Genomic DNA, 24,210 nt, shown 5'->3' with positions numbered 1-24,210 from the left:
GCTCGCTCACACTCCGACTCCCATGTGCCCAGCCAACTCCGCGATCGGCTGAGGCGGCGCACCCCGGGTGCGACGGAGCACGTCCGACATCACCTCGTGGGCGATCGGCCGGCAGCGGATCTCGGACGGGGCGAGCCGATCGCCGCGCAGCAGCATCTCGCCCGCGTTCGCGACGTCGCCGATCTGCGCGTAGCCGCGGGCGATGTCGAGCAGGTGGTGCGCGCGACGCTCGGGCAGCAGGCCGTTGAACGCCGCCTCGGAGATGCCGTGGTGGATCTCCACGGCCCGGCCGCCGTCGCCCAACTCCACTGCGGCGGCGGCCCGGTGCAGCTCCAGGTTGGTCGGGCCGAACGAGGTCCAGTAGTGGTTGTAGTCCCCGCCGAGCAGGGTGGCCGCCTCCCGGGCACCGGTGAGCAGATCCTCCACGGTGGCGGGATCACCGGTCCGGGCGGCGGCCATCGCGCCCTGGAGCAGCAGCATGCCGTAGACCGAGAGCCGGGCGGGGGTGGCCTCGTTGCCGCCGCCGGGGGCGAGCCGGTTCGCGATGTTCACGTTGAGTTCGAGCGCGGGGCGGGCCCGCCCCATCGCCACCAGCGCGTTGCTGACCCGGGTGGTGGCGATGCCGGCCAGCAACTGGTCGTCGGCCCGCTGGGCGACCGCCATCGAGCGGTCGGCGGCCAACCAGGCCAGGTCGCACTCGCCGAGCTTGCGCAGCACCGAGGAGGCGATCTGGTAGACCTGCCCGAGCAGGTGGGCCGCCGCCTTGGCCTGGTCGCCGCCGTACGCGGCGTCGGCGGCCTGGGCGTCGCGCAGCAGCTTCGGCAGCGCGCGGGTGAGCATCCCGTAGCGGCCGTACTGGTAGGTGAGCCAGGCGTGGTTGACCGCCTTGCGCATGTCGGGCAGCGGTGGGGGGAAGGGCGCCGCGTCGAAGTACGCGCTCATCGAGTCGTACCGCTCCAGCGCGGCCCGGATCTCCTCCACCTCGACCTGGTCGATGCAGTTGAAGGCGTCGATCCGCCGCTCCGGGTCCTTGCCGAGCAGCAGTTGCACGTCGAGCTGGAGGATGTCGGCGATCTCGTAGAGGACGGAGAACTTGTCGAGCCGTCGGACCCCGCGCTCGACCTTGTCGACCCAGCTCTTGGACTTGCCGAGCCGGTCGGCGAAGACCTGCTGGGACATCTTGCGCCGGCTGCGCCAGTACGCCACGCGGCGGCCTATCGGCAGTTCGTCCATCTGCCTGCCCTCCCCCTCGCCCGGCTGATCCCCCCGGTCGACCAGCGCAATGCCCGTCGGTCTCAAGGTTTTCCCCTGGTCGCACAGTCTGTACGTCGGCCGTCCGGCCAGTCCTCGTAGTTTTTGTGCAACTTGCATCAGCCGTTCGTCAACTCAACGACCGTGGGTTACGGCAGTGACGGCGTTCGACGCGTGGCGTGGGCAGCGTCCGACCAGGGGCGAGAGGGGATGGCGCACATGTGGGGCACCGTCGGACCGCGCATGGCTCAGCTGTCGCCGCTGGAACGGGTCCGGCTGCGCCGGATCGCCATCCGGTACGCCGTCCACGGCTGGGAGGTGACACCGGGGGCGTGCCTGGCGAACCGTCGTTTCGTCTGCGGCCGGGCCGGCTGTCCCACGGTCGGCTGCCATCCGGCGCTGGAGGACTGGGAACACGCGGCGAGCACCGACCCGGCCCGGGTGGCCACCTGGTGGCGCAGCCGCCCGCACGGCGTGCTGCTGCCCACCGGGCGTTCCTTCGACGTGCTGGAGGTGGCCGCCCATCTCGGCCGGCACGTGCTGGAGGCGGTCGCGACCCACCCGGCCGGCTTCGGCGTACGCGGGCCGGTCCTGGTCACTCCCACCGGACGCTGGATGTTCCTGGTCCGCCCGGGCGACCCGCTCCGGCCGGAACTGGAGCACTGCTTCCACGTGGTCCGGCACGGCCCCGGCTCGTGGATCGCGGCGCCACCGACCCGGCTGACCGAGGGGACGGTGCGCTGGACGGTCGCCCCCGAGCAGGCCCGCTGGCAGCTGCCCGATTCGTACCTGGTGCAGAACGCGCTGATCGAGGCGTTGCGGGCCGCCGGCGTCACGCTCGCCTCGGAGGCACTCCCCGGCCAGCTCCCCCTGCCCCGCCGCGGCTGCTGACCGACCTCTCCCCCGACAGCGTCCTCCCCGGTGCCGGACTCGTTGAACCAGGGTGACAGCGAGTTCGCGCCAGATCGGGGGTTGACCATGTCCACGGACGACGCGGCCCGCCACACCGGCGGCACCGAACCATCACCGCACCACCGGCGCCCGCGCCGCTGGGCCGGCACCCGGCCCTGGGGCACCCGCCCCGGCCGCCCCCGCCCGACCGGCTCCCGCCCCAACTCCACCTACCGCCCCCTCCGCTGACCCCCGTCCCCGCCCCCGGCGATCTTGCACGAATTCCCACGGCAGCAACTGCTCGCCGACGGCGGGGAGCGCGGGGGGCCAGGGCGCGTCAGGGTGCCAGCGGGAGGGTGGCGGAGTGGAGGAGGTGGGCGTCGTCGGTGACGACGGCGTGCAGGTGGTCGGGGAGGCGGTCGAGCCAGCCGATTCCGGAGCGGCCCATCGCGACGGCGGCGGTGGCGTACGCGTCGGCCACGCCGAGATCCGGGCCGACCACGGTGACCGAGCGCAGACCGCGGGCCGGGGCACCCCGGCGCGGGTCGACCACGTGGTGGCCGCGCTCGTACACGCCGGAGGTGGCGATCGCCAGGTCGGTGCCGGTCAGCACCAGGCAGGTGGCGGTCGGGTCCCACGGGTGCCGCACACCGATCCGCCACTCTTCGCCGGTGGCCGACCGGCCGCGTACCCGGACGTCGCCGCCGGCGTTCAGGCAGTGGTTGGGGGCGCCGGCTGCCACCAGCCGGTCCGAGGCCACCTGGGCCGACCAGCCCTTGACGTAGCCGGACGGGTCCAGCCGCCCGGTGGCGTACGCGTCGAAGAAGCCGTCGGTCCCGCGCCACAGGTCGGCGCAGCGTTCCAGCACCGTCCGCAGGTCGGCCGAGGCCTCGGCGAGCGGCAGTTCACCCCGGTCGAACCGGCACACCTCGCTGTCGTCCCGGTAGGTGCTGAACCGCGCGTCGACCTCGCGGAGCCAGCCGAAGGTCTCCTCGGTCAGCTCGCGCAACGTGGTGGCGGGCAGGTCGTCGGCCAGGTCGAGGCTGATCGCCGTACCCATGATCTGCTCGACCCGCCGCAGGCCGGGCCGGACGTCGGAGGCCATCCGGGTCAGGCCCTGTCGAGCGCGGCCTGCAGCGACTGCTGGTACGCGTCGCTGGTGTAGGTGGCCCCGGAGACGGTGTTGAGGTTGGCGCTCTGCCTGGCGACCACCTCACCGGAGGTGCCGCTGTAGCGTGCCTGCACGTCGTCGCTGCGCAGGCCGGACTGGCCGCCCTGCGGCATGCCCAGCGCGGTGGCATCGGCGATCCGGGTGCCGCTGAGCGTGATCCGCACCTGGAGCGACCCGTACCGGTAGCTGACCACCGGCCCGGTGACCGTCCGGGCGGCCGGCTTCGGCGCGGCGGTGGTGGCCTTCGCGGCGGTGCTGGACTTCGCGCGCGGGGTCTGGCCGGCGCCAGCCTTGGCGCTCGGTTTCGCCGACGCCGAGGCGCTCGGCGCGACCGATCCGTCCGGAGTGAGGGCGGGTGCCGCGGACCCGTCGGCGGCGACGGGCGCCTCGGCGGCGGGCAGGTCCTGGGCGACCTGGCTGGCGCCCGGGGCGCCCTTGAGCACCACCAGCGCGGTGGTGCTGGCGGCCAGGCCGGTGATCGCGAGCAGCGCGCGACGCATGGGCGGGCCTCCCTACAGCTCGAAGGTGGCGAGGTGGATCTGCCGTCGGGGGACCCCGGCCCGGCGCAGCACCCGGACGGCTTCGTCGACCAGGCCGCCCGGTCCGCAGAGGTAGACGTCGCGGCGGGTCAGGTCGGGCACCAACCGGCGCAGCCCGTCCGGGCTCATCACCTGGCGGGGACCGGGGTCGTTCCGGGAGCCGATCACGTACCAGACCGAGGTGTGCCGGGCCTGGGCCAGGAAGTCCAGTTCCTCTTGCAGGAGCACGTCGGCCGGGGTGCGGGCGCGATAGACGAGAGCGGCGCCGGGCGGCAGCTCCTCCAGCATCGCCCGCAGCGGTGCGATGCCGCTGCCCCCGGCGATCAGCAGCGCCCGGGTCCGGGTCCGGTGTGCGGCGGTGAAGGTGCCGGAGGGGCCCTCGGCCCAGACCCGGGTGCCCGGGGCCAGGTCCCGCAGCTCGGCAGTGTGCGCACCGACGACCTTGACGGTGAGCCGCAGCCAGCGGTCGTTGCCCGCGGCGGAGAGCGAGAAGGGATGTGACTGCCACCAGCAACCGGGGTTGAGGAAGCGCCAGCGGAAGTACTGCCCGCCGAGCAGGTTGATCTGGTCGAGCCGGCGCCCGGTCAGGTAGATCGAGACGGTGTCCGGGGTCTCCGTCACCACGTCGGCGACCCGCAGCCGGTGCCGCAGGTTGAAGTGCAGCGGGGCGATCACCCGGCCCCAGATCAGGGCGGCCACCACCAGCAGGTACCCCGCGACCCAACCGGAGCGGACCGGGCCCGGCTCGAACAGCTGCGCGCCGTTGCTGAACTGGTGGCCGTAGCCGAGCAGCAGCACGGCGTAGCTGGTCAGGTGCAGGAGGTACCAGAGTTCGTACGGCAGGCGTTGGCGGACGCCCCGGACGGCGGTGACGCCGACCGCCACCATGATCCCGGCGGCCACGAAGGCGGAGACCATGTCCTCGTAACCGCCCAGCAGGGAGCCGACCTCACCGAGGATCGACTTCCGCTCCAGGCCGGCGTAGCCGACCACGAGCAGCGCGAGGTGGGCGAGGACCGCCACCAGCAGGGTGGCACCGAGGTCCCGGTGCACCCGGGAGAGCCGTTCCGCGCCGACCCAGCGCTCCAGCGCGCCGAGCCGGCTCATCATCAGGACCTGGACCAGCAGGAGATAGCCGGCGAGCAGACCGGTGATCCGGCCCGCGGCGGTGAGCACGTCGGTGGCCCCGGTGAGCGAGCCGGCCGGGGTGTCCAGCCACCAGGGCAGCACCGCCGCGACCAGGCCGAGCCAGAAGAGCGCGGCCAGGGCGCGCCGCCCACCGGGCCCGCGGCGCGGCAGACCGGGCGGCGGGGGTACGGGGACAGCGGAACGGCCGCCGTCCGGGGGCTCTGTCTCGACAGGGCGGCCGGCGGGGTGAACGTCCTGATATGTCATGTACACAACTTCATGGGAGTGAATTTCTGGCGGGGGAACACCTTGTTCACTTGCGCCGCGCTCAGCCCGAATCGCCCTGTGCGACGGGCCCGTAGACGTCGAACATGTTGTTGTATTCGTACATCCCCGATGTCCAGATCCGTCGATCAATTCCAGGCTCTGAGCAGGGACTTGGCGAGTCTACGCGCGCTCAGGATGATGACAACCCCGCCGTCGCCATGATCGGCGCCGCCCTGGTTCGCGGCGGCCCGGGCGTTCGGCCGCCCTTGATCAGCTGACGGCCAGCGAGTCGTCGCCGATCAGCCGGTGGGGGCGGATCTTGTTGAGCACCGGGTCGCCGGCGGGGGCGACCAGGCTGAGCGGTGGCCAGTGCGGTCGCGGTGGCCACCGCGCCCCGCGGCTGGGCGGTCCACTAGAGACTCCGGCGGTCGAGGGCCGCCGCGAGATGCCTGAGTTCCTGGGCAGGCCGACGGCACCACCGAGGGCACTTAGGACGGTGTCGGACCGAGTGCCGGCCCGCCCGTGCGTGCCGGGCCGGGCGGCGGCGCCCGGAGCAGGGCCGGCCCCCGCCGACGGCCCTCGCCGCCAGCCTTTTTCGGCCGCTACGGACCTGTTCGCGAGGTTTGCCCGCGGACCTGCCCGACTCTCGCCCGATCTGCCGAAAGTAGCAACAGGACCAGCGCGTGACCCGCCGCCGTTGCGGGTATTCCCCTGCACCGCTGAAGCCGTGAGGGGAAGGCACCGCCATGCTCAGCAAAGAGGATCAGCGCAGGTTCGAACAGATCACCCGCCAGCTGCGGGAGAGTGACCCACAGTTCTTTGCCAGGCTCGACCAGCGGGCCCGGGCCCGCCGAGGCCGGTACCTGATGTTGCTGACGATCGTGCTGTGGGCCTCGCTGCCGGCGATGACCGTATTGGCCGGACGAATGGCCGGCGCGATCTGCGCCGTGGTGCTGCTGGCCAACGCCGGACTCATGTGGCGGTTCCGGCGACGCTGGCTATGACCGCGACAGCCCTACCACCGGGACACCGGGCCGCCGGGGTCAGCCCGCCGGCCCGTCCGGGTCCGTCACCGGTCGCGGCCGGCCGAACTCCCGGTAGGCCCGACGCAGCCGCTCGACCAGGCCCGGGCCGCCGATCGCGGCCCCGGGCGGGGCGAGCTGGCGCAGCAGCAGCTCCGGCCCGGTCACCAGGGTGGGCGGCCGGTCGGGCAACGGCACCGGGGCCAGCCAGAACCGATCCACCGCGTCGGCCAGCGGGGCCGACGGCAGGCCGCCGAGCACCCGCCGCGCGCCGGCGACGGGGGACGCCGCTTCCCCGGCTCCGGCACGGCCGACCGCCGGGCCGACCGGCTCACCCGTCGTCACCATCCGGTCGGCCGGTGCGCCGTCGGTGGTGGCGGCGCCCCGCAGCGTACGCAGCCGGTCCAGCAGCTCGGCCCGGCTTCTGCCACGCCAGTGCAGGAGCTGGAACGGGTCAGCGTCGAACGCCTCGGCGAGCAGGTAGAAGGTGGCCGCCAGGTGTTTGCACGGGACCGCGAAGTCGGGGCAGCCGCAGTGCTGCTCCAGCTCATCCACGTCCGCCGGGAAGAGCGGGGCGGCCGCCTCGGCGAACAACTCCTCCAACTCGGCCGGCAGGTCGCCGGCGAGCAGCCGGGCGCTGAAGAACGCCTGCCCGGCCAGGTCCGCCTCGATCCGCTCCCACACCTCGTCCGGGTACGCCGCCAACCCGATCCGCACCGGATACGGGTCGGGCCGGGAGCCCTGCACACTGGCGGTGACCAGCCCGGGGGCGACGTCGAGCCGGAGCACCTGGCCGCGGCGCGCATACGCCCTACCTCGGGTGAGCCGGGTGCCGAGCGCGAAGGATTCCAGCACCTCCAGGAACCGCCGGGACCACCAGGATCGGCCGATGGCGCCTCGGGTGCTGCGCGCCCGCAGGCCGCCCTCCACCCGGCGCGGCGGCCCGAACTCCGCAAACCGGGGGCGTTCGTCCGAAGTGCTCATTCCACCACCGCTCCGGACTCCAACGCGAACAGCTCCCGCAGCGTCTCGGTGGACAGTTCGGTGACCCACTGCTCGCCGCTGCCCACCACCCGCTGCGCCAGGCTGCGCTTGTCCGCAATCATCGCGGCGACCTTCTCCTCGACCGTGCCGGCGCACACGAACTTGCGTACCTGCACCCGGCGGCGCTGGCCGATGCGGAACGCCCGGTCGGTGGCCTGGTCCTCGACCGCCGGGTTCCACCAGCGGTCCACGTGCACCACGTGGTTCGCCGCCGTCAGGGTCAGCCCGGTGCCGCCGGCCTTGAGCGACAGCACGAACAGCGGCGGGCCGTCCGAGGATTGGAACCGGGTCACCATGGCGTCCCGCTCGGCCTTGCCCACCCCGCCGTGCAGGAACAGCACCTCCCGGCCGGTGCGGGCGGACAGGTGCCCGCGCAGCATCCCGCCGAACTCGGCGTACTGGGTGAAGAGCAGGGCCTTCTCCCCCGCGGCGAGGACCTCGTCGACGATCTCCTCGAGCCGTTCCAGCTTGCCGGAGCGGCCGGGCAGGCCGGAGCCGTCGTGCAGCAGCTGCGCCGGGTGGTTGCAGACCTGCTTGAGCCGGGTCATGGTGGCCAGCACCAGGCCGCGGCGCTCCATCCCGTCGCTGGACTCGATCTTCGCCATCATGTCGTCGACCACCGCCCGGTACAGCGCGGCCTGCTCGGCGGTGAGGTTGCAGAGCACCTCCATCTCCAGCTTCTCGGGCAGGTCGGAGATGATCGACGCGTCCGTCTTGAGCCGGCGCAGCACGAACGGGCCGGTGACGCGGCGCAGCCGTTCGGCCACCTCGGCGTCCCCATGCCGCTCGATCGGCTCGGCGAACCGCTTGCGGAACGTGGCGGCCGGGCCGAGCAGGCCGGGGTTGGCGAACTGCATGATCGACCAGAGGTCCGCGAGCCGGTTCTCCACCGGTGTGCCGGTCACCGCGACCCGGTGCCGCGCCGGCAGCGACCGGACCGCCTCGGCCTGCCGGGTGGCGGCGTTCTTGATGGCCTGCGCCTCGTCGACCACCACCCGGTGCCAGTCGATGCCGGCCAGCTCGAACGCGTCCCGGGCGGCCACCGAGTAGGTGGTGAGGACCAGGTCCGCCGCGTGCACGGCCGCGGCGAACTTTGCGCCCCGGGCCCGTTCGGCCCCGTGGTGCACGTGTACGCGCAGCGCCGGCGTGAACCGGGCCGCCTCCCGCTGCCAGTTGCCGACCAGCGACATCGGACAGACCAGCAGCGTCGGCCCGGCCTCCGGCGGGTCCCCGGCGAGCAGGGCGAGCAGTTGCACGGTCTTGCCCAGCCCCATGTCGTCGGCGAGGATCCCGCCCAGCCCGAGCGACTGGAGGAACGCCAGCCAGGCCAGCCCGCGCCGCTGGTACGGCCGCAGCGTCCCGGCGAACCCGGGCGGTGGGTCGGCCGGGACGAGACGCCGCTCCGCCTCCCCGGCCAGCAGCTCGCCCAGCGCGCCGTCGGCGGTCACCTCCAGCACCGGCAGCTCGTCGGAGCGGTCGGCCCCGGCCAGGCCCATTCGGAGCAGGTCGGCCACGGTCAGTTCGCCGGCCGAGCGGAGCAGCCGCAGCCCGGCGGCAAGCCGCTCCGGGTCCAGCTCGACCCAGCGTCCGCGCAACCGGACCAGCGGCGACTTCAGCTCGGCCAGCGAGGCCAGCTCCTCGGCGGTGAGCGGCTGATCGCCGAGAGCCACCTCCCAGCGGTAGTCCACCAGGGCGTCCAGCCCCAGCCCACCCGCCGCGACGGCGACCGTGCCGGGGGCGGTACGGCTGCGGGCCCGCAGCCGGGCGCCGAGGCGCGACGAGGGCCGCCGCCACCACGAGGGCAGGAGCACCCCGAAGCCGGCCGCGTGCAGCACCGGCGCGCCCTCGCGGAGGAACCGGTGTGCGCCGTCCGCGTCCAGGTCCGTCCCCTCCGGCGTGGCGGTCCGCAGCGCGTCCTCCAGTTCCGGCCAGAGCCGGCTGGCCCGGCCCAACTCGGCCAGGAGGGTCTCCTGCGGGTCGACCCCACGGCCGGCGAGCGCGGCCGCCGGCCCTCGCCAGACGTGCCCCGCGTCGACCACCAGGCCCGGCTCGTCAGCCGGTTGCAGGCCGAACTCGACCCGCCAGGAACCTCCCTCGACCAGCTCGGCCACGGGATCGACGGCCGGCTCGACCAGGCGGAAGGCGGCGCGTACCGCGCCGCCGGCGGCGTCACGCTGCCAGGCGTCCAGCTCGGCGCGCAGGATGTCCAGGGCGGCCGGCTCGGTGGTGAAGACGCGCTCCGGCCCGGTCAGCGCGGCCAGCCAGGGGGGCACCGGCCCACCCGGCCGCATGCCCCGGTGCAGCAGGGTGTCGGCCAGGACGGCCCGGGCGGCCGCGTCGGTCAGCGCGTCCAGCGCCTCGGCGACCAACTCCCCCGCCTCGGTGCCGCCCGGCGCCGCGGCCACGTCGGCCCCGGTGACCTCCCACTCGACGGCGGCGCGGGCGGCCGGGGGCAGGGCGAGGGCGAGCGAACGCGCCCAGGCGGCGTCCGTGCCGGTGAGCAGGGGCCGCCAGACCGCCCGCGTGGTGACCACGTCCGAGCCGTCCACCGGGCGCAGGCGACGCCGGGGGCGCCTGCCCAGCTCGGGTCCGGCGGCACCGGCCGGGTCCGGCGGGGGCGGCTCGGCCACGCCGGGCAGGAGCCGGCCGCGGGCGACCAGGTCGGCGGCGAAGTCGGCCAGCTCGGCCAGGTGGCGCAGACTCGCCCCGGCCACGGCGTCCCCCGGGCTCAGCGCCCGGAGCAGGGCGAACGCGGCGTCCGGGGCGTACGCGAGGGCGGGGACCCGCCATCCGGCGAGGGTGACCGGGCCGCGCGCCGGTTCCCCGACGGCGGCTCGGACCAGCTCCGGCGAGTCCAGCGGCGAGCCGGCCCGGGTGGGCAGGGTGAGCAGCACGGACGCCGGGACGGCGGGCGGGTCGCCGAGCGCGGCGGCGAGGCTGGCGTGGTCGGCGGCGAAGGGGTGCGGGCGCTCGCGCGGGGGCCGCCCGGAGCGGCGGGGGGCGTGGGCCGGCCGGGTGCCGTCCTCGGCCCAGACCGCGAGCCCGACGCCGGGGCGCCACAGCCCGTGGATGACCAGCACGCACTCCCCCTCGACGACGCCCGCGGCCAGAATAGGCGGCCCCGGCCCGGTAGTGTCGGCCGCGTGGTCGATCTGCTCGTGATCGGTGGCCTGGGGGTCGACATCCGCGCCCGGGTTCCCGCGCTTCCGCTGCCAGCCGCCGACTCGCTGACCGTACCCCCGATCGAGCTGCGGATCGGCAACACCGGCGCCGGGGTGGCGCTCGCCGCGCACGCCCTCGGTCTGCGGGTGGCGCTGATCGACGTGCTGGGCGCCGACCCGGCCGGCGACGTGGTTCGGGCGGCGCTGGCCCGCACCTCCGTCCGGGCCGTGCTGGCCGACGCCCCGGCTGGCACCCGCCGGTCAGTGAACATGGTCGACCCGGCCGGCCGCCGGATGTCCCTCTACGACCCGCGCGGCTGGACCGGCCCGGCGCCGTTCGCCCCGGCGGAGCTGGCCGCGCTGGTGCGGGACGCGGCACACGTACACGTGTCGATCATGGACTGGGCGCGGCAGGTGCTGCCGGAGCTGCGCACGGCCCTCGGCACCGGCACGGCCCTCTCCACCGACCTGCACGACTGGGACGGCGAGAACGACTACCACCGGCCCTTCGCGGAGGCGGCCGACCTGGTCTTCGTCAGCGATGTCCGGCTCGGCGACCGGGCCGGGAAGGTGGCGGCCGGGCTGGCGCCACGAACGGTGCTGGTGACCGGCGGGGCGGCCGGCGCGACCCTGCACGGCGGGGACGGCCCGCCGGCCCAGGTGCCCGCGGCGACCCCGCCCGCTCCGGTGGTGGACACCAACGGTGCGGGCGACGCCTTCGCAGCCGGCCTGATCGCCGCCCGGCTGCGCGGCGCGTCCCCGCTCGACGCCGCCCGGTACGCCGCCCGGGTTGCCGCCGCCGCGTGCACCCACGACGGGATGGAGTATCCGCCCGGCCTGCTGCCCCGGGACTGACGCCGGTCAGAGCACCCCGGTCTCGCCGTCGGTCAGCTCGCGGAGGATGTCCGCGTGCCCGGCGTGCCGGGCGGTCTCCTCGATCAGGTGCACCAGCACCCAGCGCAGCGACACCTCGCCGAGCTGCGGGTGCGGCACCACGTGGTCCAGGTCGAACCGCGCGGCGACCTCGCGCGACCGGGCGCAGGCCGCCTCGTACGCCGCGGCGAGCCCGTCGACGGTCTCGCCGGGTTCGAGGGTGAAGCTGGCCACCGCCTCCTCCTCGCTGGTGAGGTAGACGTCCCGGGGCTGCGGCGTGAACAGGACCGGGAACCAGTTCCGTTCCACCAGGGCCAGGTGTTTGAGCAGGCCGGCGAGGGTGGTGTGGGAGGGCACCAGGCGCCGGCTCGCCTCGGTCTGGGAGAGGCCGCGCACCTTGCGCAGCACGATGGCCCGGTGGAAGTCGAGGAACGATTCGAGTACGGCCCGCTCGTCGCCGGTGCGGGCGAGGACCGGGCCGAGCGTGGGGTCGATCGTCGGGTCCGCCATTCCCGGACCCTAGTTCCCGCCGACGTGGCCCGCTGCCCCGCTATCCGCTGCGGGACGGCGGTCTCGGGGGCAGGATGGGCGCATGGCTTCGACGGTGCAGATCCCCCTGGTGGGCGGTACGGCCGACGGTGAAACGGTCACCGTCGAACTGGACAGCAACGGTCGCCCGCCGCTGACCCACCACCACCTCGGCCCGGCGGGGCTGGCCGAGGCGCAGATCTACGAGCTGGAGTCGGACGACCAACACGGCAGCCCGTGGGTCTACGCCTGGCGCGGCCCTGCGGTCTGACCCGGATCCTCAGATAGCAGAGGTGTGATCGAGACGTATCGGTGACGGCCGGTTAATGGTGTGGTGTTTCGACCGGTGGGTCTGCCGGTGTCCCGGGTGCGCCGGGTTTCGCTGGTCTCCGTGGGCTGGGTCGGGGCGGGCGGGGCCGCGGGTGGTCAGGTCCAGATGGGTAGCCGGCGGAGTCGGGCAAGGACCTGGGCCAGTAGCTGTTGAGTACGCGTACACGTGTCCGACGAGACCGTCCAGGGCGAGGGCGAGTTGACCCTTGGGATGGTGCGCCGGCGGCGGGCCCGCGGATCGGTGGAGATGTCGCCGGCGCGGACCTTGACCCGCCGCACCACGCACGCGGTGCCGATCGGCCACCCGGCCGGGGCGTAGTCGCACACGGCGACCTGGGCGCCTTTCATCCGCTTGGCCTTCGTCCAGGCGGCATCGGGGATGGCCTCGGCGGCCCGCCAGACCGCCGGGTTACGGGTCACGCCCAACGAGAAGTCACAGCCGGCCTCCACAGCGGCCCAGGCGATGTCCTTGGCGAAATAGCCCACATCACCGCGGACCCTCGGCCGGGCGGTGACCCCCGCCGCGCGCAGCGTGGCCACACTACGTTCGATCAGCGACCCCGCGCCGGGGCGGGGATCCTCATCGCGGTCCGGGACGACACCGTCGACGCGTTCGTCGACGCCCACCCGAGATGGGTGGCCGACTCCGAGCCGGCGGCGCCCGCCCAGTAGGCGCCTGCTCCGCCGGCCGTCACGGAATGAGGGGCACGGGGCGGGCCGGACGAATTGGTGGGCCGCGACGCCGATCTCGGCGTCGCGGCCCGCCTTTCCTCACGGTCCCTTCACCACGGCTCGACCATGGTCAAGCCGCAGATCACGGCCTACTTCCCGTTGTTCGGCACCGGGTGCATGACGGTCAGCGTCATGCTGTTGTTCTTGTAGGACACCCGGAACAGGTAACCGCCCACGTTCAGGGCCCGGTTCTCGGGCAGCGCGTGGAAGGCGCCCTTGATCGAGCTACCGCTCATGATCGTGAACACGGTGCCTGGCGTCAGCTTGCCCCGCACGTCCAGGTCCAGCTCGCCGTCCAGCACCAGCTCGCCCGCCGCCCGGACGCTCGTGTAGTCCCGGTCGCCGGAGATCGTGACGGCGACGCGACCCTGCCTGCCGATGGTCACGTTCCCGCCGACGGTCAGGGCGTTGCCCGCGGAGGTGCCGGTGAGCTGCGCGGCCTCGTCGGACGCGAGCCCGGGCCGCAGCACGCCGCTGGTGACGGTCACGCTGTCACCCACGCTGCCACTGCCGCCGAGCGTGCCGCCCTTGACGGCGATCGAGCTTGCGTGCGAGCCGGTGATCGAAAGCTTGCCGCCTTCAACCGTCGTGCCGCCCTCGTAGGTGTCGTCGCCCGTCATGATCAGCGTCCCGGGGCCTTGCTTGGTCAGAGAAGCCGTGTAGAGGTTGTTGTCGATGTTGTTCTGAATGTAGGCCGCCCGCTCGTCCATCCATTCCTTGCGCCACTTGACGGCGTCCTCATAGGTGATCTTGTCGTACAACTCGGGATGGCCGTTAGTGATAGCTTGGATGTGAGGATCACCCAGAATGCCCTGAAGCATGAAGGCCTGTTCGTCAAGCGTGCCGTCCCGGTTCAGCACGTTGGGGCTGAATTCACCGGCGTAGGCAATGCCTTGCTCCTTGTAGCCCGCCAGCCACTCCAGATCTTCCCTTTCCCTTTCCTTGATCGCGATCTGGCTGATGTCGTTCGACCAGACGTCCAAGGGCGCTTTATCCATGTTGTAGGTCATGGGGCTCAGGAGCTGGCCAGGGCCGTACATGCCCTTGGCCAGATCGGGAATCCCCCAGCCCCAGCGATCGTCCGGAAGACCGTCGGGAGCGGTCCAGGCGATGGATGCCCCGGAGGGGGAGGTTTGCCCGGTGCCGAGGAATCTCACGCCGTCGGACATCTTGTTGTTCGCCGTGGTGAACATCAGGTCACGCACCTGCTTGGCGTCCATGTTCGGATAGCGGGAGAGCAGAACCCCCATCACCGCTGTCGCAACGGGCGTTGCCGGTGACGTGCCGCTTGAGTTTGAATAGTTAGTGTCACCAGCGCTGCTCGTGGTCCGAACGTTGTTTGAAGGGGTAGACACGTTCCACCATTTGGCGAGCCCCGCCTCGTTATACCCGAACTGCTTTGTGTATTCGGGATCGGTCGCAGTGGGCGGTTGCACCCCGCCGACGGCTATCCACTGCTTTTCCGCCAAGGGATTGAAGAGGGGATACGCCGGGCGAAAATACGGGTTGCTCCAGTCGTTGTTGCCGGCCGACCTTGCGTTGACGGTACCGCTGTCCTTGATGGCGTCCCAGATGGCGTCCATGAAGGAACGTCCGGGGTAGTTCGGATTGTATTGAATGCCGCCTTCCGAATAGCTTTTCTTGAAGAAGAAATACTGGTACTCCAGATCCTTCAGGTACTCGTTGGGGATAATGGTCGCCATTGCCGTGGCGCTGGCGCTGTCTTTGCCAGGCAGTTGGTAAGCGTTGGCGCGGTTGCCGTTGACTCCAAGGTCGTTTCCTAAGCCGTCATAGCGGGCTCTGTCAAGAGTCTGGACATAAGAGCCCCAACTGCTGTTGATGACCTGGGCGCCTGCGTCGACCAAGGCCTTGTTGGCTGTATACCAGTACACGTAATCGTGGAAGGGACCGTGGGACTGGCTATCGGAACCGCCGGTCTTGGCAACATACATCTTCGATCCAAAGGCGATGCCGTGCTGGTCTACACCATCGCGCATGCCGGAGGTAACCCCAAGCATACCGGTCCCGTGCGAGTAGTCACTTGTTCTCGCCTGATCACCGGCCACAGTGAACCACTCACCCGCAGTAAAGGGGTTCGTCGGGGTCGCGCCACGATACCCGTAGCCGGACGTGCCGTAGACACCCTCCCCTGTCACCGAATCGATCAGCTCGGTCTGAAATGCTTCGTGTGTAGGCCTGTAGCCGGAATCCATCATGCCCAGCGTGACGCCCTGCCCGCAGTACCCCAGGGCGTAGGCGGTGGACGCGTTTACCGCGGCGAGCTGCCATGGGGAATTGACCGCTGTGCCAGGAGTAGAAGGATTATGGCCGGTATAATAACCATATTCCGGCGTTTCCCAACTGGCTTTAGCGGCATCTAGTTCCCCTGGACTCTTGGCGACAAAGCCCGGGTCTTCCGGGTACGACCACTGCGCGCAGTCTTCCGGGTACGACCACTGCGTGCTGGCCGGGCGTTCGTCGGCCCCCGGCCCGGCCAGGGCGCCGGTCGCCGGCAGGCCGGCGGCCACGACCGCCAAGGCCAGCACCGAGCCGCGCCCGGCAAGCTTCCCTCTTCGCATCTGCGTGCTCCTCCTCCCCACACCACCCGTTGACCAGCGGCTCGAGGTCCCTCGTCGGCATAGACACGGGTCAGTCGCCACAACGATCGAACCGAACCTACGGACCGACGTGCGGCAACTCATCGGACACCTGTGGAAGATGGCCGCCGTCGGCTCCTACGCCTGTCGCACGGTTGCCGCCGGCGCTGGACCGCGAGCCGACCCGATTCGCGTTTGCGACGACCGGATCGTCGATTCAGGAGCGATCGGTCATTGACAGAGCACAGAACGAGCGCTCAGGCAGCTCGTCTCGTTGCCCTCGTAGGCGGTGGGCCATGCGCGGGTTGCCGGCGGCTCCGAGGTGGTCGAGCAGTCGCCGGCGCTCGCCCAGGGCACCCAGCTTGTGAGACGTCCCCGAGAACAACCTCGCAGGAGCTGGCTGGGCGTCGCCCTCCAGCTCGCGGTGCACCTCGGGCAGTTGGGAGGAGTGCAGACGGTCAAGTACCGCTAGTGCCCGCCCGACCTGCTCCATGCGGTAGTCCAGAGCGTCCTGCACGAGCGCGTCGTACCTCGTCTGATCGCGGCGGAGGGCCCGGTGGATCGCGTCCGACGCGGAGTTGGAAAGCCGGGCGCCGGGGCGGGCCACCGGGGCACTGCCACGCGGTGTTGTATTCCTATCCGCGGATCCGGGTCTGAACGCACCCGTACGGGTCGGGGCCTCAGGCGACGCCGACGCGGGTCAGCTTCCGGGACCGGACGCTCTCCAGCACGCCCCGGGTGACCTGCGAGGTGCCCCGGGCCTGCTCGCACACCTCGGCGACCTTGCGCGCGGTCTCGTCGGCCCGCGACTCCCGCTCGTCCCACAGCAGGTCGACCTCGGCCAGCAACGGGCCCTCCACCTCGCGTTCCACGCCGCGCAGCGCCGGGACCCCGAGCCGCTGGGCCAGGTCGAAGACCTTCCCGGCGTAGGGCAGGGGCAGAAAGGGCGTGCCGATCATGGCGGCGAAGATCAGGAAGTGCAGCCGCATGCCGACCGCCAGGTCGAAGTGGCGCATCAGGCCGAGGACCTGCCGAGGGTTGTAGTCGCCGTGCAGGATCCGCCCCCGCTCTGCAGCGATCATGTGCGACATCACTCCGTGCGAGTGCCGGATGTCGTCGCGTTCCATCGGCACGAAGAGCACGTACGCGTCTATCCGGTGCACCAGGAAGTCGCCGATCTGGGCGAGCAGCCGGTGGTAGCCGTCGACGTCGAGGCGTTCCGCGGCGCGGCCCGGCTCCCGCACGCTCAGCCCGACCAGCCGCCGGCCCGCCGGAACACCCTCCTCGCGCAGCCAGCTCGCCGGGAAGTCCTCCGGTTCCAGCAGGAACGCCGGGTCAGCGGTGACCGTGATGGGGTTCAGCAGCCCGGCCTCCTCCAGCACCATCCGGGACTCCTGGTCGCGCACGGTCACCTCGATCGCGCCGGCCAGGGTCTCCCGCACCATCCCGGTGTCCACGCTGTCGCTGAGCGGGCCGACGCCGACCGCGTACGTGAGCAGCGGCAGGCCGCGTTCCTGGGCGACCCGGACCACCCGCAGGTAGCGGCGGGCCTCCCGGTCGTAGAGGATGCCGCCGCCACCGAGGATCAGCAGGTCCAACTGGCCCAGGATCACCGACGCGTCGGCCCGACTGACGCCCTCCCAGGGCACCGCTTCCACGTCCGGGTGGGCCAGCGCGGTGTGCGCGGGATCCCGGGAGAAGACGATGATCCGGCCGTTCGGCTCCTGCTGGCGCAGGTCGGCCAGGAGACCGCTGAGGATCGCCTCGTCGCCGAGGTTGCGGCCGCCGTACGAACCGAGCACACCGATGGTCAGTCCGACGTCATCCGTCATCCGTCGCTCCTCCCCAGGGGCATTCCGCGCCGGTTTCCCGCTGCACCGGTGGACACACCTGGGGGGGTGGGCTCAGCCCGCCGCGCCGACCAGACGGGAGACCAGGGCGGAAACCACCTGGTCGGCGTCGAACCCGGCGTCGATCGAGGTGGCCAGATGGTCGAGCAGAAGCCCGTCCACCGCGTAGTGCAGCAGGGCCACCTCGAACGCGCCGCCGGGCAACCCGGCCGCGACGTGGAAGGCGACGTCGTCGGCGTACCCCTGGCGGAGCACGTCGCCGAGGGCGCGGCGCAGCTCGGGACGGCGGGAGGCCTCCAGCCGCAGCTCGAACAGCGCGCGGGTCAGCTCCGGCTCGCGGGTGGTGCGCTCGACGACGTACCGCAGGTAGTCGGTCACCAGAGCGAGCGACGGTTCGCGCCGCCCGAGGTCGGCCAGGACCGCCGGGTCGGGCGCCATCCGGCCGAAGATCCGCTCGGCGAGGCCGGCGAGCAGCGCCGCCCGGGACGGGAAGTAGTTGGAGGCGGTGCCGGTCGGCACGCCGGCCTCGGCGTCGACCGCTCGGTGGGTGAGCCCGCGTGCGCCCGACGCGGCGAGCACGCGCAGCCCGGCGTCGGCGAGGAGGTTACGTCGTTCCGGATTCCTGGCCACGGAACCACCCTAGCAATAACCACGACAGGTGTTGTACATTCGAACAACCACGACAGCCGTCGTGGTTCAACCGAACATCGGAGCAGGTTTGCGCAAGCTCGTGTACTACGTCGCCAGCACCCTCGACGGCTTCATCGCCGCCCCCGACGGGTCCTACGACTTCTTCCCACTGGTGCCGGAGCCAGAGGTGCTGGCCCACCTGGCCGCCGAATGGCCCCAGACCTTCCCCACGCTCGCCCAGCCCCACTTCGGCATCGACTCGCCACCCGCGGGCCGCTTCGACGCCCTGGTGATGGGGCGCGGCACGTACGACCCGGCGCTGAAGATGGGCGTCACCAGCCCGTACGCCCACCTGAAGCAGTACGTCTTCTCCCGCTCGCTGCCTCCGTCCGACGACCCGCAGGTGGAGATCGTCGACAGCGACCCGGCGGCCTTCGTCCGCGAGCTGAAGCGGCAGCCGGGCGGGGACATCTGGCTCTGCGGCGGCGGGCAGCTCGCCGGCCAACTCCTCGACGAGGTGGACGAGCTGGTGGTCAAGCTGAACCCGATCGTGGCCGGCAGCGGCATCCCGCTGGCCGACCGGGGCTTCGCCCCGCACCGCTTCACCCTGGTCGAGGCGCGCCCGTTCGACAGTGGGCTGGTCATCCTCCGCTACACCGCCGCGGCGCGGTAATCGGATTGCCCGGGGCGGACACCTCGCCGCACGGTGGACCGGTGACGAGCGCGACGAAGAGCCGGATCCGCTGGAGCGACCTGCCGGACACGGTCCGGGCCGCGGTGGAGGAGATCCTCGGTGACCGGGTGGTGGAGGCCGTCTCGCAGCCGGGCGGCTTCTCCCCCGGCACCGCCGACCGGGTACGCACCGCCGGCGGCGAACGCGCCTTCGTGAAGGCAGTCAGCCCGGCACAGAACGACCGCAGTCCGATCCTTCACCGCACGGAGGCGCTGATCGCCGCCGCCCTGCCGCCGGCCACGCCCGCGCCCCGGCTGCTCGGCAGCTACGACGACGGTGACTGGGTGGCGCTGGTCTTCACCGACGTCGAGGGCCGGCACCCGGTGACCCCCTGGGACGCCGACGAGTTGACCGCCGTGCTGTCCACCCTGAAGACGATGGTCGGGGCCCTCACCCCGGCGCCGGTCCCGGCGGCGCCCGTGGCGGCCGCCGCGCTCGCGCCGAACTTCGCCGGCTGGCGGCGGATCGTCGAGGAGCCGCCGGACGACCTGGACCCGTGGGCGCGGGCCCGACTGCCGGAGCTGTGCGCCGCGGCCGAGCGCGGGCTGGCCGCGCTGGCCGGCGAGACGCTGTGCCACCTGGACGTCCGGGCCGACAACCTGCTGGTCGGCCCGGACGGCACGGTCACCGTGGTCGACTGGCCGTGGGCCTGCCGGGGGCCGGCGTGGCTGGACAGCCTGATGATCCTGATCAACGTGCAGGTGTACGGCGGGCACGACCCCGAGGCGCTGCTACGCGACCTGCCGCTCGCCGCCGGGGTCGACCCGGCCGACCTGACCGGGGTGCTGGCCGGGTTCACCGGCTTCTTCCTCGACGCGGCCCGGCGGCCACCGCCGCCCGGCATCCCCACGGTGCGGGCGTTCCAGCGGTTCCAGGGCGAGGAGCTGCTGCGCTGGCTCGCCCGTCGGCTGCCCTGATCGTCCTCCTCAACCATCCGGCGGGCGGGACGCGCCTGTAGAGGGCGAGGGGGTGGGCATGTCGGAGACGTTCCACGAGTTCGTGGTGCAGCGGTCGGCGGCGCTGTCGCGGACCGCATACCTGCTCACCGGGGACCACCAGCTCGCCGAGGACCTGTTGCAGAGTGCGCTGGCCCGGACGTACCGGCACTGGCGGCGGATCCGCGGTGGCGACCCGGAGGCTTACGTGCGCCGGGTCATGTACCACCAGCAGGTGTCCTGGTGGCGCCGGCGCCGGGTGGCGGAGTTCCGAATACGCCGATTTGTCAGGCGGGCGCGCGGACCTCGTGGGTGAGGAACGGCAGTGCGACGGCGGGCAGCGCCGGTGAGCCGACGATGTCGTAGTGAGTCAGGCCGGGCAGCACGGCCAGCCGGGAGGCCGGGCGGTCACTGCCGTCCCAGCCGGCGTCCCGGTGCCCGCCACCCAGCAGCCCGAAGAACTCCGCCACGTGGCTGACCGGGATCGAGTCGGCGTCGGCGAAGACCAGCAGCACCGGCAGGGCGAGGGCGGCCACCTCGGCGGACCAGTCGTACTCGCGGCGCAGCAGCTCACCGGTCTTGGCCCAGAGCGTCGGCCAGTCCTGCGGGCGCGGGGCCACCCGCTCATAGAGCTCGTGGGGCGGGGTGCCGCGCATCTGCTCGGCGACCCGCTCGTCCTGGGCGGCCATCGCGGCCAGCACCTCCGGATACCAGCCGCGCCGCCGGAACGGGGTGGAGACCAGCACCAGGCGGCGGACCCGGTCGGGGTGCTGGATCGCGGTACGCAGAGCCACCCCGCCGCCGAGCGAGTAGCCCAGCAGGTCGGCCTCGGGCAGCTCGAGGTGGCGCAGCAGCGCGGCGATGTCGTCGGCCATCGACTCGTACCGCAGCGGGCGGTCCACGTCGGCGGTGCGGCCGTGCCCCTGGAGGTCGACCGCGATCACCTGCCGGCGGGCGGAGAGGGCGGGCAGGATCGGCGCGAACAGCTCCACCGCACCGTAGCCGCCGTGCAGCAGCACCAGCGGCCGGCCGGTCCCGTGGACCTCGTACCAGAGCCGCACCCCGTTGACGTCCGCGTAGCTCATCCGGTTACCTCCGTCGGTTCGGCCCAGCTTCCCGCACCCACTACCCGTCGGTGGCCGCTTCGGAGGTGGAACATCGACGCCGCGTCGTATTCGTCCGTCGACCGATGATCACTTTCGAACGCGGCGGCCCGGCGGCGGGACACCCCCGCCGCCGGGCCGTCGGATCACCGTGCAATCAGCTCGACGGCGGTGAGCACGTACCGGTGCAGCAGGCCTTCGTCACTGTGGACCGTGCCGTCCCGGCGCAGGCCGGCCTTCTCCAGCACCCGCACCGACGGCCGGTTTGCCGGGTCCACGGTGGCGTACACCTCGTCCACACCGGGTGCCGTGAGGGCGAACGCGACCAGCGCGCGGGCGGCCTCGGTGGTGTAACCCCGGCAGCGTCGGGACGGGGCGATGCCGTAGCCGAACTCGACCGACCCGTCGGTGGGCGGCCATTTCAGGCCGATGGCGCCCACGGTCAGGCCGGTTTCCCGTTCGATCATCTGGTAGTGCCCGTGCGGCCGTTCCGGCTCGCTGGTGAGCCGGCCGGCGATCATGCGGTCGGCCTCGCCGGGGAAGTCCGCTGCCCAGTGCGGGCAGCGCTCGCCGGCGGCGGCGACGGCGGCCTCCTCGGCGGGCCACAGACGCAGCACGAGTCGGTCGGTGGTCAGGTCAGGAAAGGACAACGCGATTCTCCAAGGTCGTGGAGCGACCCGGGTCGCGGTCGGTCAGCGCGCGCGACCCGGAAGAGGGCACGAGAAAGGAAGCTCATGGCGGTCCATGGCCTCATCTCCCCTGCGCCCACGACGGTCGCGTGTCCGCGCGACGGCACTCTAACCCATGATCCGGATACGGCGCGCCCCCGCTGCCTCGGGCCAGGGGGCAGCGGGGGCGCGACGAGGACGGGTCAGCTGACGCCGGTGACGGCCTTGACCAGGTTGATGCCGAAGTAGATCACGAACGCGGCGGAGACCGCCCACATCAGCGGGTGGATCTGCCGGGCCTTGCCCTGGGCCACCCGGATCGCCACCCAGCTGACGAAGCCGGCGCCGATGCCGTTGGTGATCGAGTAGGTGAACGGCATGAGGGTCATGGTCAGGAAGGCCGGGACCGCGACGCCCACGTCGGTGAAGTCGATGTCCTTGACCTGGCGGATCATCAGCGCGCCGACGATGACGAGGGCCGGGCCGGCGGCCTCGCTCGGCACCAGCGACACCATCGGGGTGAGCAGCAGCGCGCCGAGGAAGAGCACGCCGGTGACCACGCTGGTCAGGCCGGTACGCCCACCGTCCGCGATGCCCGAGGAGGACTCGACGTACGTGGTGGCCGAGGAGGCGTTGCCCGCGCCACCGGCGACAGCGGCGACACCGTCGACGAAGAGCACCTTGCCCAGCCGGGGCATGTCGGTGCCGTCCGCATTGGTGAGGCCGGCCTGCTTGGCCAGACCGACGGTCGTGCCCATCACGTCGAAGAAGTCCGCGAGGACCAGGGTGAAGACCAGCAGCAGCGCGGTCATCACGCCGACGTGGGCGAACGCGCTGAACGACACGTTGCCGAGCAGGTGCAGGTCGGGCTTCTGCCAGAGCGGGTCCGGCAGGGTGGGGACGTTGAGCCGCCACCCGTCCGGGTTGGGCTTGCCGTCGGGGAGGAAGGCCCCGCCCGGCTTGGCGAAGGCGTTGACGATCGCCGCGAGGACGGTGGTGACGACGATGCCGATCAGCACGCCGGCCTTCACCTTCCGAGCGACCAGGATGCCGGTGAGCAGCAGGCCGACCAGGAAGATGACCGTGGGCCAGCCGCGCAGGGTGCCGTCACCGCCGAGCTGCACCGGCACGCCGCTGCCGGCCCGGACCAGGCCGCCGTCGACGAAGCCGATCATGGCGATGAACAGGCCGATACCGGCAGCGATGGCCGACTTCAGCGAGGCCGGGATGGCCCGGAATACGGCCTTCCGGAAGCCGGTCAACACCAGCACGGTGATGATCAGACCTTCGATGACGACCAGACCCATCGCCTCGGCCCAGCTCATCTGGGAGGCGACGGCGTATGCGACGAAGGCGTTCAGGCCCAGGCCGGTCGCCACGGCGAACGGCACCCGGCCGACGACACCCATCATGATCGTCATGACCGCCGCGACGAGGCAGGTGACCCCGGCGACCGGCCCCATGCCGAGCAGGGTGCCGTGCTTGTCGGGCGCGGTGCCGATGATCAGCGGGTTGAGCACGACGATGTACGACATCGCCGCGAAGGTGGTGATCCCCGCGAGCACCTCGCGCTTGACCGTCGAACCCCGGCGGGTGATCTCGAAGAAGCGGTCGAGGCGGCCGCGCTCGGCGGGTTCCGCCGACTCGACCGGGGCAGCAGGTTCCTGCACAGTCACGCTCATGGCGTGGACGTACTCCGTTCCGGGTTGGCCCGCCGGACGCACCGGTCGGGCGGTGGGGGTGCAGTCGTCCCGATTCGGTTGGCCCGGAGAACGTCGGAACGGCTGGGCTCCACGGATCCCGTGAAGCACTACGAAGCCGCACCCCTGTCGGGGAGCGACTTCGCACCCCCAGTTTAACCGCCGGGTAACGACAGCTGACCGTCGCCTGCCCTTACGCCGCCGAGAGGGTGGGCAAGGTCACGCCCGGCGCCGGTGGCGGGCGATCCAGGCCGCAGAGCAGCGCCCACCGGGCCTCGGCCGGACCGGACGACCCGATCAACTCGGGCACTGTCCGGCGAACAGCGAGACCACGACGCGCACCGGCCGGGCGCCGTCGGCTGTGACGTCCAGCGGCACGCACCGGTGCCCCTTGACGACGAACCCGCCGACGAACCAGGTGTCGGCATCCGGGCAGGCGGAGAACGTCACCCCATCGACCGGCCGGTATCCCCATGCCTGGCCGTACGCGAGGGCCGCGTACCCGCGGGCCTCGGTTCCGATCGTGACCGTGACGGTCGCACCGGCACGGACCCTCGCCCCGATCTTGTAGTGGCCGCCGTCGGCGTCCTGGTAGCCGAACGAGGCAGGATCTCCGGTCGCCATCGCCTTCAGGCCTCGCCAGGTCATCGGCCCGGCGACGACGTCATCCGGGCCGGGCGGGACCGGCGTCGGTTCCGTCATGTGCGCCTCGCCGGGTCCGCAACGGACCGGCCGGGGGCCCGCCGCCTCCCCGGGCGAAGCCCCGGACGCGGCCACGTCAGCCGCCGCCGCAGCGCTGGTTCCGGAGCCGGCAACGGTCGCCGCCGACCGGCCCGGGCCCGGCGGGTCCGCGGACGTACAGCCGGTGACCACCAGCAGCACGGTGCCGGCCGTGGCAAACGTGCGCACCCCTCGTCGCATCTCCGGCCCTCCCGTCTCCCCCACCCTAGGAAGCCGGTCAACCCAGAGCCGGGGCGGCCGATACCCACGTGCCATGAGGCTGGTGGCCCTGCGACGCTGCCGGGGTGACCGCTATCCGGGTCGTTGTGCTGGTCGG

21 protein-coding genes and 3 pseudogenes are annotated in these 24,210 nt (G+C 72.3%); 8 read left to right on the top strand and 16 right to left on the bottom strand.

Annotated features, from left to right (window positions below; all coding sequences use genetic code 11):
* Nucleotides 1–6 precede the first annotated feature (6 nt).
* Nucleotides 7–1,233 carry a helix-turn-helix domain-containing protein gene (locus tag ACNAVT_RS14100; RefSeq protein ID WP_416296324.1) on the bottom strand — a complete coding sequence of 409 codons (1,227 nt, stop codon included), beginning with the start codon at nt 1,231–1,233 and terminating at the stop codon, nt 7–9.
* 237 nt (nt 1,234–1,470) lie between these two features.
* Here ACNAVT_RS14100 and ACNAVT_RS14095 point away from each other — a divergent pair, with 237 nt between their 5' ends.
* Together ACNAVT_RS14095 and ACNAVT_RS14090 are read left to right on the top strand one after the other, a co-directional pair.
* Nucleotides 1,471–2,142 carry a bifunctional DNA primase/polymerase gene (locus ACNAVT_RS14095; protein ID WP_416296322.1) on the top strand — a complete coding sequence of 224 codons (672 nt, stop codon included), beginning with the start codon at nt 1,471–1,473 and terminating at the stop codon, nt 2,140–2,142.
* A 30-nt stretch (nt 2,143–2,172) separates the two neighbouring features.
* Nucleotides 2,173–2,391, top strand: a complete 219-nt coding sequence (locus tag ACNAVT_RS14090; RefSeq protein WP_416296321.1) for a hypothetical protein — start codon at nt 2,173–2,175, stop codon at nt 2,389–2,391.
* 88 nt (nt 2,392–2,479) lie between these two features.
* Here the strand turns inward: ACNAVT_RS14090 and ACNAVT_RS14085 are convergent, their stop codons facing one another.
* From ACNAVT_RS14085 to ACNAVT_RS14075, 3 genes are read right to left on the bottom strand one after another with little or no spacing between them, the layout of a single operon-like run.
* Nucleotides 2,480–3,202 (bottom strand): FAD:protein FMN transferase, encoded by a 723-nt coding sequence (locus ACNAVT_RS14085; protein WP_416296461.1) that lies wholly within the window; start codon nt 3,200–3,202, stop codon nt 2,480–2,482.
* Nucleotides 3,203–3,252: 50 nt separating this feature from the next.
* Nucleotides 3,253–3,813, bottom strand: coding sequence for an FMN-binding protein (locus tag ACNAVT_RS14080; protein ID WP_416296319.1), 561 nt, complete (start codon nt 3,811–3,813; stop codon nt 3,253–3,255).
* A gap of 12 nt (nt 3,814–3,825) precedes the next feature.
* Complete coding sequence (locus tag ACNAVT_RS14075; protein ID WP_416296317.1) at nt 3,826–5,247, bottom strand: ferric reductase-like transmembrane domain-containing protein; 1,422 nt, start codon at nt 5,245–5,247, stop codon at nt 3,826–3,828.
* Between the two features lie 746 nt (nt 5,248–5,993).
* Here ACNAVT_RS14075 and ACNAVT_RS14070 point away from each other — a divergent pair.
* Nucleotides 5,994–6,251, top strand: coding sequence for a DUF3040 domain-containing protein (locus ACNAVT_RS14070; RefSeq protein ID WP_416296315.1), 258 nt, complete (start codon nt 5,994–5,996; stop codon nt 6,249–6,251).
* Between the two features lie 39 nt (nt 6,252–6,290).
* Here ACNAVT_RS14070 and ACNAVT_RS14065 read toward each other — a convergent pair whose 3' ends face one another.
* From ACNAVT_RS14065 to ACNAVT_RS14055, 3 genes and pseudogenes are all read right to left on the bottom strand, one after another.
* The gene (locus ACNAVT_RS14065; RefSeq protein WP_416296314.1) at nt 6,291–7,253 is read right to left on the bottom strand and encodes an SWIM zinc finger family protein; all 963 of its coding nucleotides are present in this window, start codon (nt 7,251–7,253) and stop codon (nt 6,291–6,293) included.
* A pseudogene (locus ACNAVT_RS14060) lies at nt 7,250–9,694 on the bottom strand (DEAD/DEAH box helicase); the annotation flags it as partial. The pseudogene ACNAVT_RS14060 and the gene ACNAVT_RS14065, both read right to left, overlap by 4 nt.
* Before the next feature lie 45 nt (nt 9,695–9,739).
* Nucleotides 9,740–10,393 (bottom strand): annotated as a pseudogene (locus tag ACNAVT_RS14055) (ATP-dependent helicase); the annotation flags it as partial.
* 63 nt (nt 10,394–10,456) lie between these two features.
* On the opposite strand from ACNAVT_RS14055, the gene ACNAVT_RS14050 reads away from it, so the two are divergent.
* Complete coding sequence (locus tag ACNAVT_RS14050) at nt 10,457–11,329, top strand: carbohydrate kinase family protein (RefSeq protein ID WP_416296313.1); 873 nt, start codon at nt 10,457–10,459, stop codon at nt 11,327–11,329.
* Between the two features lie 6 nt (nt 11,330–11,335).
* On the opposite strand, the gene ACNAVT_RS14045 is transcribed toward ACNAVT_RS14050, so the two are convergent.
* On the bottom strand, nt 11,336–11,857 hold the full coding sequence (locus ACNAVT_RS14045) for a DinB family protein (protein WP_416296311.1): 522 nt from the start codon (nt 11,855–11,857) through the stop codon (nt 11,336–11,338).
* A gap of 82 nt (nt 11,858–11,939) precedes the next feature.
* Here ACNAVT_RS14045 and ACNAVT_RS14040 point away from each other — a divergent pair, with 82 nt between their 5' ends.
* Entirely contained in the window at nt 11,940–12,146 is a 207-nt protein-coding gene (locus tag ACNAVT_RS14040; RefSeq protein ID WP_416296309.1) for a hypothetical protein, read from the top strand.
* A gap of 155 nt (nt 12,147–12,301) precedes the next feature.
* Here the strand turns inward: ACNAVT_RS14040 and ACNAVT_RS14035 are convergent, their stop codons facing one another.
* From ACNAVT_RS14035 to ACNAVT_RS14020, 4 genes are all read right to left on the bottom strand, one after another.
* Nucleotides 12,302–12,832 carry a hypothetical protein gene (locus ACNAVT_RS14035; protein WP_416296307.1) on the bottom strand — a complete coding sequence of 177 codons (531 nt, stop codon included), beginning with the start codon at nt 12,830–12,832 and terminating at the stop codon, nt 12,302–12,304.
* 194 nt (nt 12,833–13,026) lie between these two features.
* Nucleotides 13,027–15,516 carry a S8 family serine peptidase gene (locus tag ACNAVT_RS14030; RefSeq protein WP_416296305.1) on the bottom strand — a complete coding sequence of 830 codons (2,490 nt, stop codon included), beginning with the start codon at nt 15,514–15,516 and terminating at the stop codon, nt 13,027–13,029.
* Nucleotides 15,517–16,214: 698 nt separating this feature from the next.
* Nucleotides 16,215–17,366 carry a polysaccharide pyruvyl transferase family protein gene (locus tag ACNAVT_RS14025; RefSeq protein ID WP_416296303.1) on the bottom strand — a complete coding sequence of 384 codons (1,152 nt, stop codon included), beginning with the start codon at nt 17,364–17,366 and terminating at the stop codon, nt 16,215–16,217.
* A gap of 72 nt (nt 17,367–17,438) precedes the next feature.
* Complete coding sequence (locus ACNAVT_RS14020; protein ID WP_416296301.1) at nt 17,439–18,014, bottom strand: TetR/AcrR family transcriptional regulator; 576 nt, start codon at nt 18,012–18,014, stop codon at nt 17,439–17,441.
* An 88-nt stretch (nt 18,015–18,102) separates the two neighbouring features.
* Here ACNAVT_RS14020 and ACNAVT_RS14015 point away from each other — a divergent pair, with 88 nt between their 5' ends.
* The 3 genes and pseudogenes from ACNAVT_RS14015 to ACNAVT_RS14005 form a co-directional block, all read left to right on the top strand.
* Nucleotides 18,103–18,687 (top strand): dihydrofolate reductase family protein, encoded by a 585-nt coding sequence (locus tag ACNAVT_RS14015; RefSeq protein WP_416296300.1) that lies wholly within the window; start codon nt 18,103–18,105, stop codon nt 18,685–18,687.
* A 41-nt stretch (nt 18,688–18,728) separates the two neighbouring features.
* A complete protein-coding gene (locus ACNAVT_RS14010) occupies nt 18,729–19,664 on the top strand; it encodes a phosphotransferase family protein (RefSeq protein WP_416296298.1) in 936 nt (311 codons plus the stop codon).
* Between the two features lie 58 nt (nt 19,665–19,722).
* Nucleotides 19,723–19,950, top strand: a pseudogene (locus ACNAVT_RS14005) (sigma factor); the annotation flags it as partial.
* A 19-nt stretch (nt 19,951–19,969) separates the two neighbouring features.
* On the opposite strand, the gene ACNAVT_RS14000 reads toward ACNAVT_RS14005, so the two are convergent.
* From ACNAVT_RS14000 to ACNAVT_RS13985, 4 genes are all read right to left on the bottom strand, one after another.
* Nucleotides 19,970–20,767 carry an alpha/beta fold hydrolase gene (locus ACNAVT_RS14000; protein WP_416296296.1) on the bottom strand — a complete coding sequence of 266 codons (798 nt, stop codon included), beginning with the start codon at nt 20,765–20,767 and terminating at the stop codon, nt 19,970–19,972.
* A 164-nt stretch (nt 20,768–20,931) separates the two neighbouring features.
* Entirely contained in the window at nt 20,932–21,435 is a 504-nt protein-coding gene (locus ACNAVT_RS13995) for a GNAT family N-acetyltransferase (protein WP_416296294.1), read from the bottom strand.
* 221 nt (nt 21,436–21,656) lie between these two features.
* Nucleotides 21,657–23,135: an NCS2 family permease gene (locus ACNAVT_RS13990; protein WP_416296292.1), complete on the bottom strand. Its 1,479-nt coding sequence runs from the start codon at nt 23,133–23,135 to the stop codon at nt 21,657–21,659.
* A gap of 315 nt (nt 23,136–23,450) precedes the next feature.
* Entirely contained in the window at nt 23,451–23,855 is a 405-nt protein-coding gene (locus ACNAVT_RS13985; protein WP_416296291.1) for a hypothetical protein, read from the bottom strand.
* Nucleotides 23,856–24,210 lie beyond the last annotated feature (355 nt).

The organism is Micromonospora sp. SL4-19 (assembly GCF_047921475.1).
Lineage (GTDB): Bacteria > Actinomycetota > Actinomycetes > Mycobacteriales > Micromonosporaceae > Micromonospora.
The sequence above is the reverse complement of the archived record's forward strand: the minus strand, read 5'-3'. Positions and strand labels throughout refer to the sequence as shown.

Coding starts and splice junctions, on each gene's coding strand:
- ACNAVT_RS13990 (WP_416296292.1), bottom strand. CDS start 23,135: ATGAGCGTGACTGTGCAGGAACCTGCTGCCCCGGTCGAGTCGGCGGAA.
- ACNAVT_RS13985 (WP_416296291.1), bottom strand. CDS start 23,855: ATGACGGAACCGACGCCGGTCCCGCCCGGCCCGGATGACGTCGTCGCC.
- ACNAVT_RS14000 (WP_416296296.1), bottom strand. CDS start 20,767: ATGAGCTACGCGGACGTCAACGGGGTGCGGCTCTGGTACGAGGTCCAC.
- ACNAVT_RS14100 (WP_416296324.1), bottom strand. CDS start 1,233: ATGGACGAACTGCCGATAGGCCGCCGCGTGGCGTACTGGCGCAGCCGG.
- ACNAVT_RS14080 (WP_416296319.1), bottom strand. CDS start 3,813: ATGCGTCGCGCGCTGCTCGCGATCACCGGCCTGGCCGCCAGCACCACC.
- ACNAVT_RS14040 (WP_416296309.1), top strand. CDS start 11,940: ATGGCTTCGACGGTGCAGATCCCCCTGGTGGGCGGTACGGCCGACGGT.
- ACNAVT_RS14085 (WP_416296461.1), bottom strand. CDS start 3,202: ATGGGTACGGCGATCAGCCTCGACCTGGCCGACGACCTGCCCGCCACC.
- ACNAVT_RS14045 (WP_416296311.1), bottom strand. CDS start 11,857: ATGGCGGACCCGACGATCGACCCCACGCTCGGCCCGGTCCTCGCCCGC.
- ACNAVT_RS14095 (WP_416296322.1), top strand. CDS start 1,471: ATGTGGGGCACCGTCGGACCGCGCATGGCTCAGCTGTCGCCGCTGGAA.
- ACNAVT_RS14075 (WP_416296317.1), bottom strand. CDS start 5,247: ATGACATATCAGGACGTTCACCCCGCCGGCCGCCCTGTCGAGACAGAG.
- ACNAVT_RS14025 (WP_416296303.1), bottom strand. CDS start 17,366: ATGACGGATGACGTCGGACTGACCATCGGTGTGCTCGGTTCGTACGGC.
- ACNAVT_RS14065 (WP_416296314.1), bottom strand. CDS start 7,253: ATGAGCACTTCGGACGAACGCCCCCGGTTTGCGGAGTTCGGGCCGCCG.
- ACNAVT_RS14030 (WP_416296305.1), bottom strand. CDS start 15,516: ATGCGAAGAGGGAAGCTTGCCGGGCGCGGCTCGGTGCTGGCCTTGGCG.
- ACNAVT_RS14070 (WP_416296315.1), top strand. CDS start 5,994: ATGCTCAGCAAAGAGGATCAGCGCAGGTTCGAACAGATCACCCGCCAG.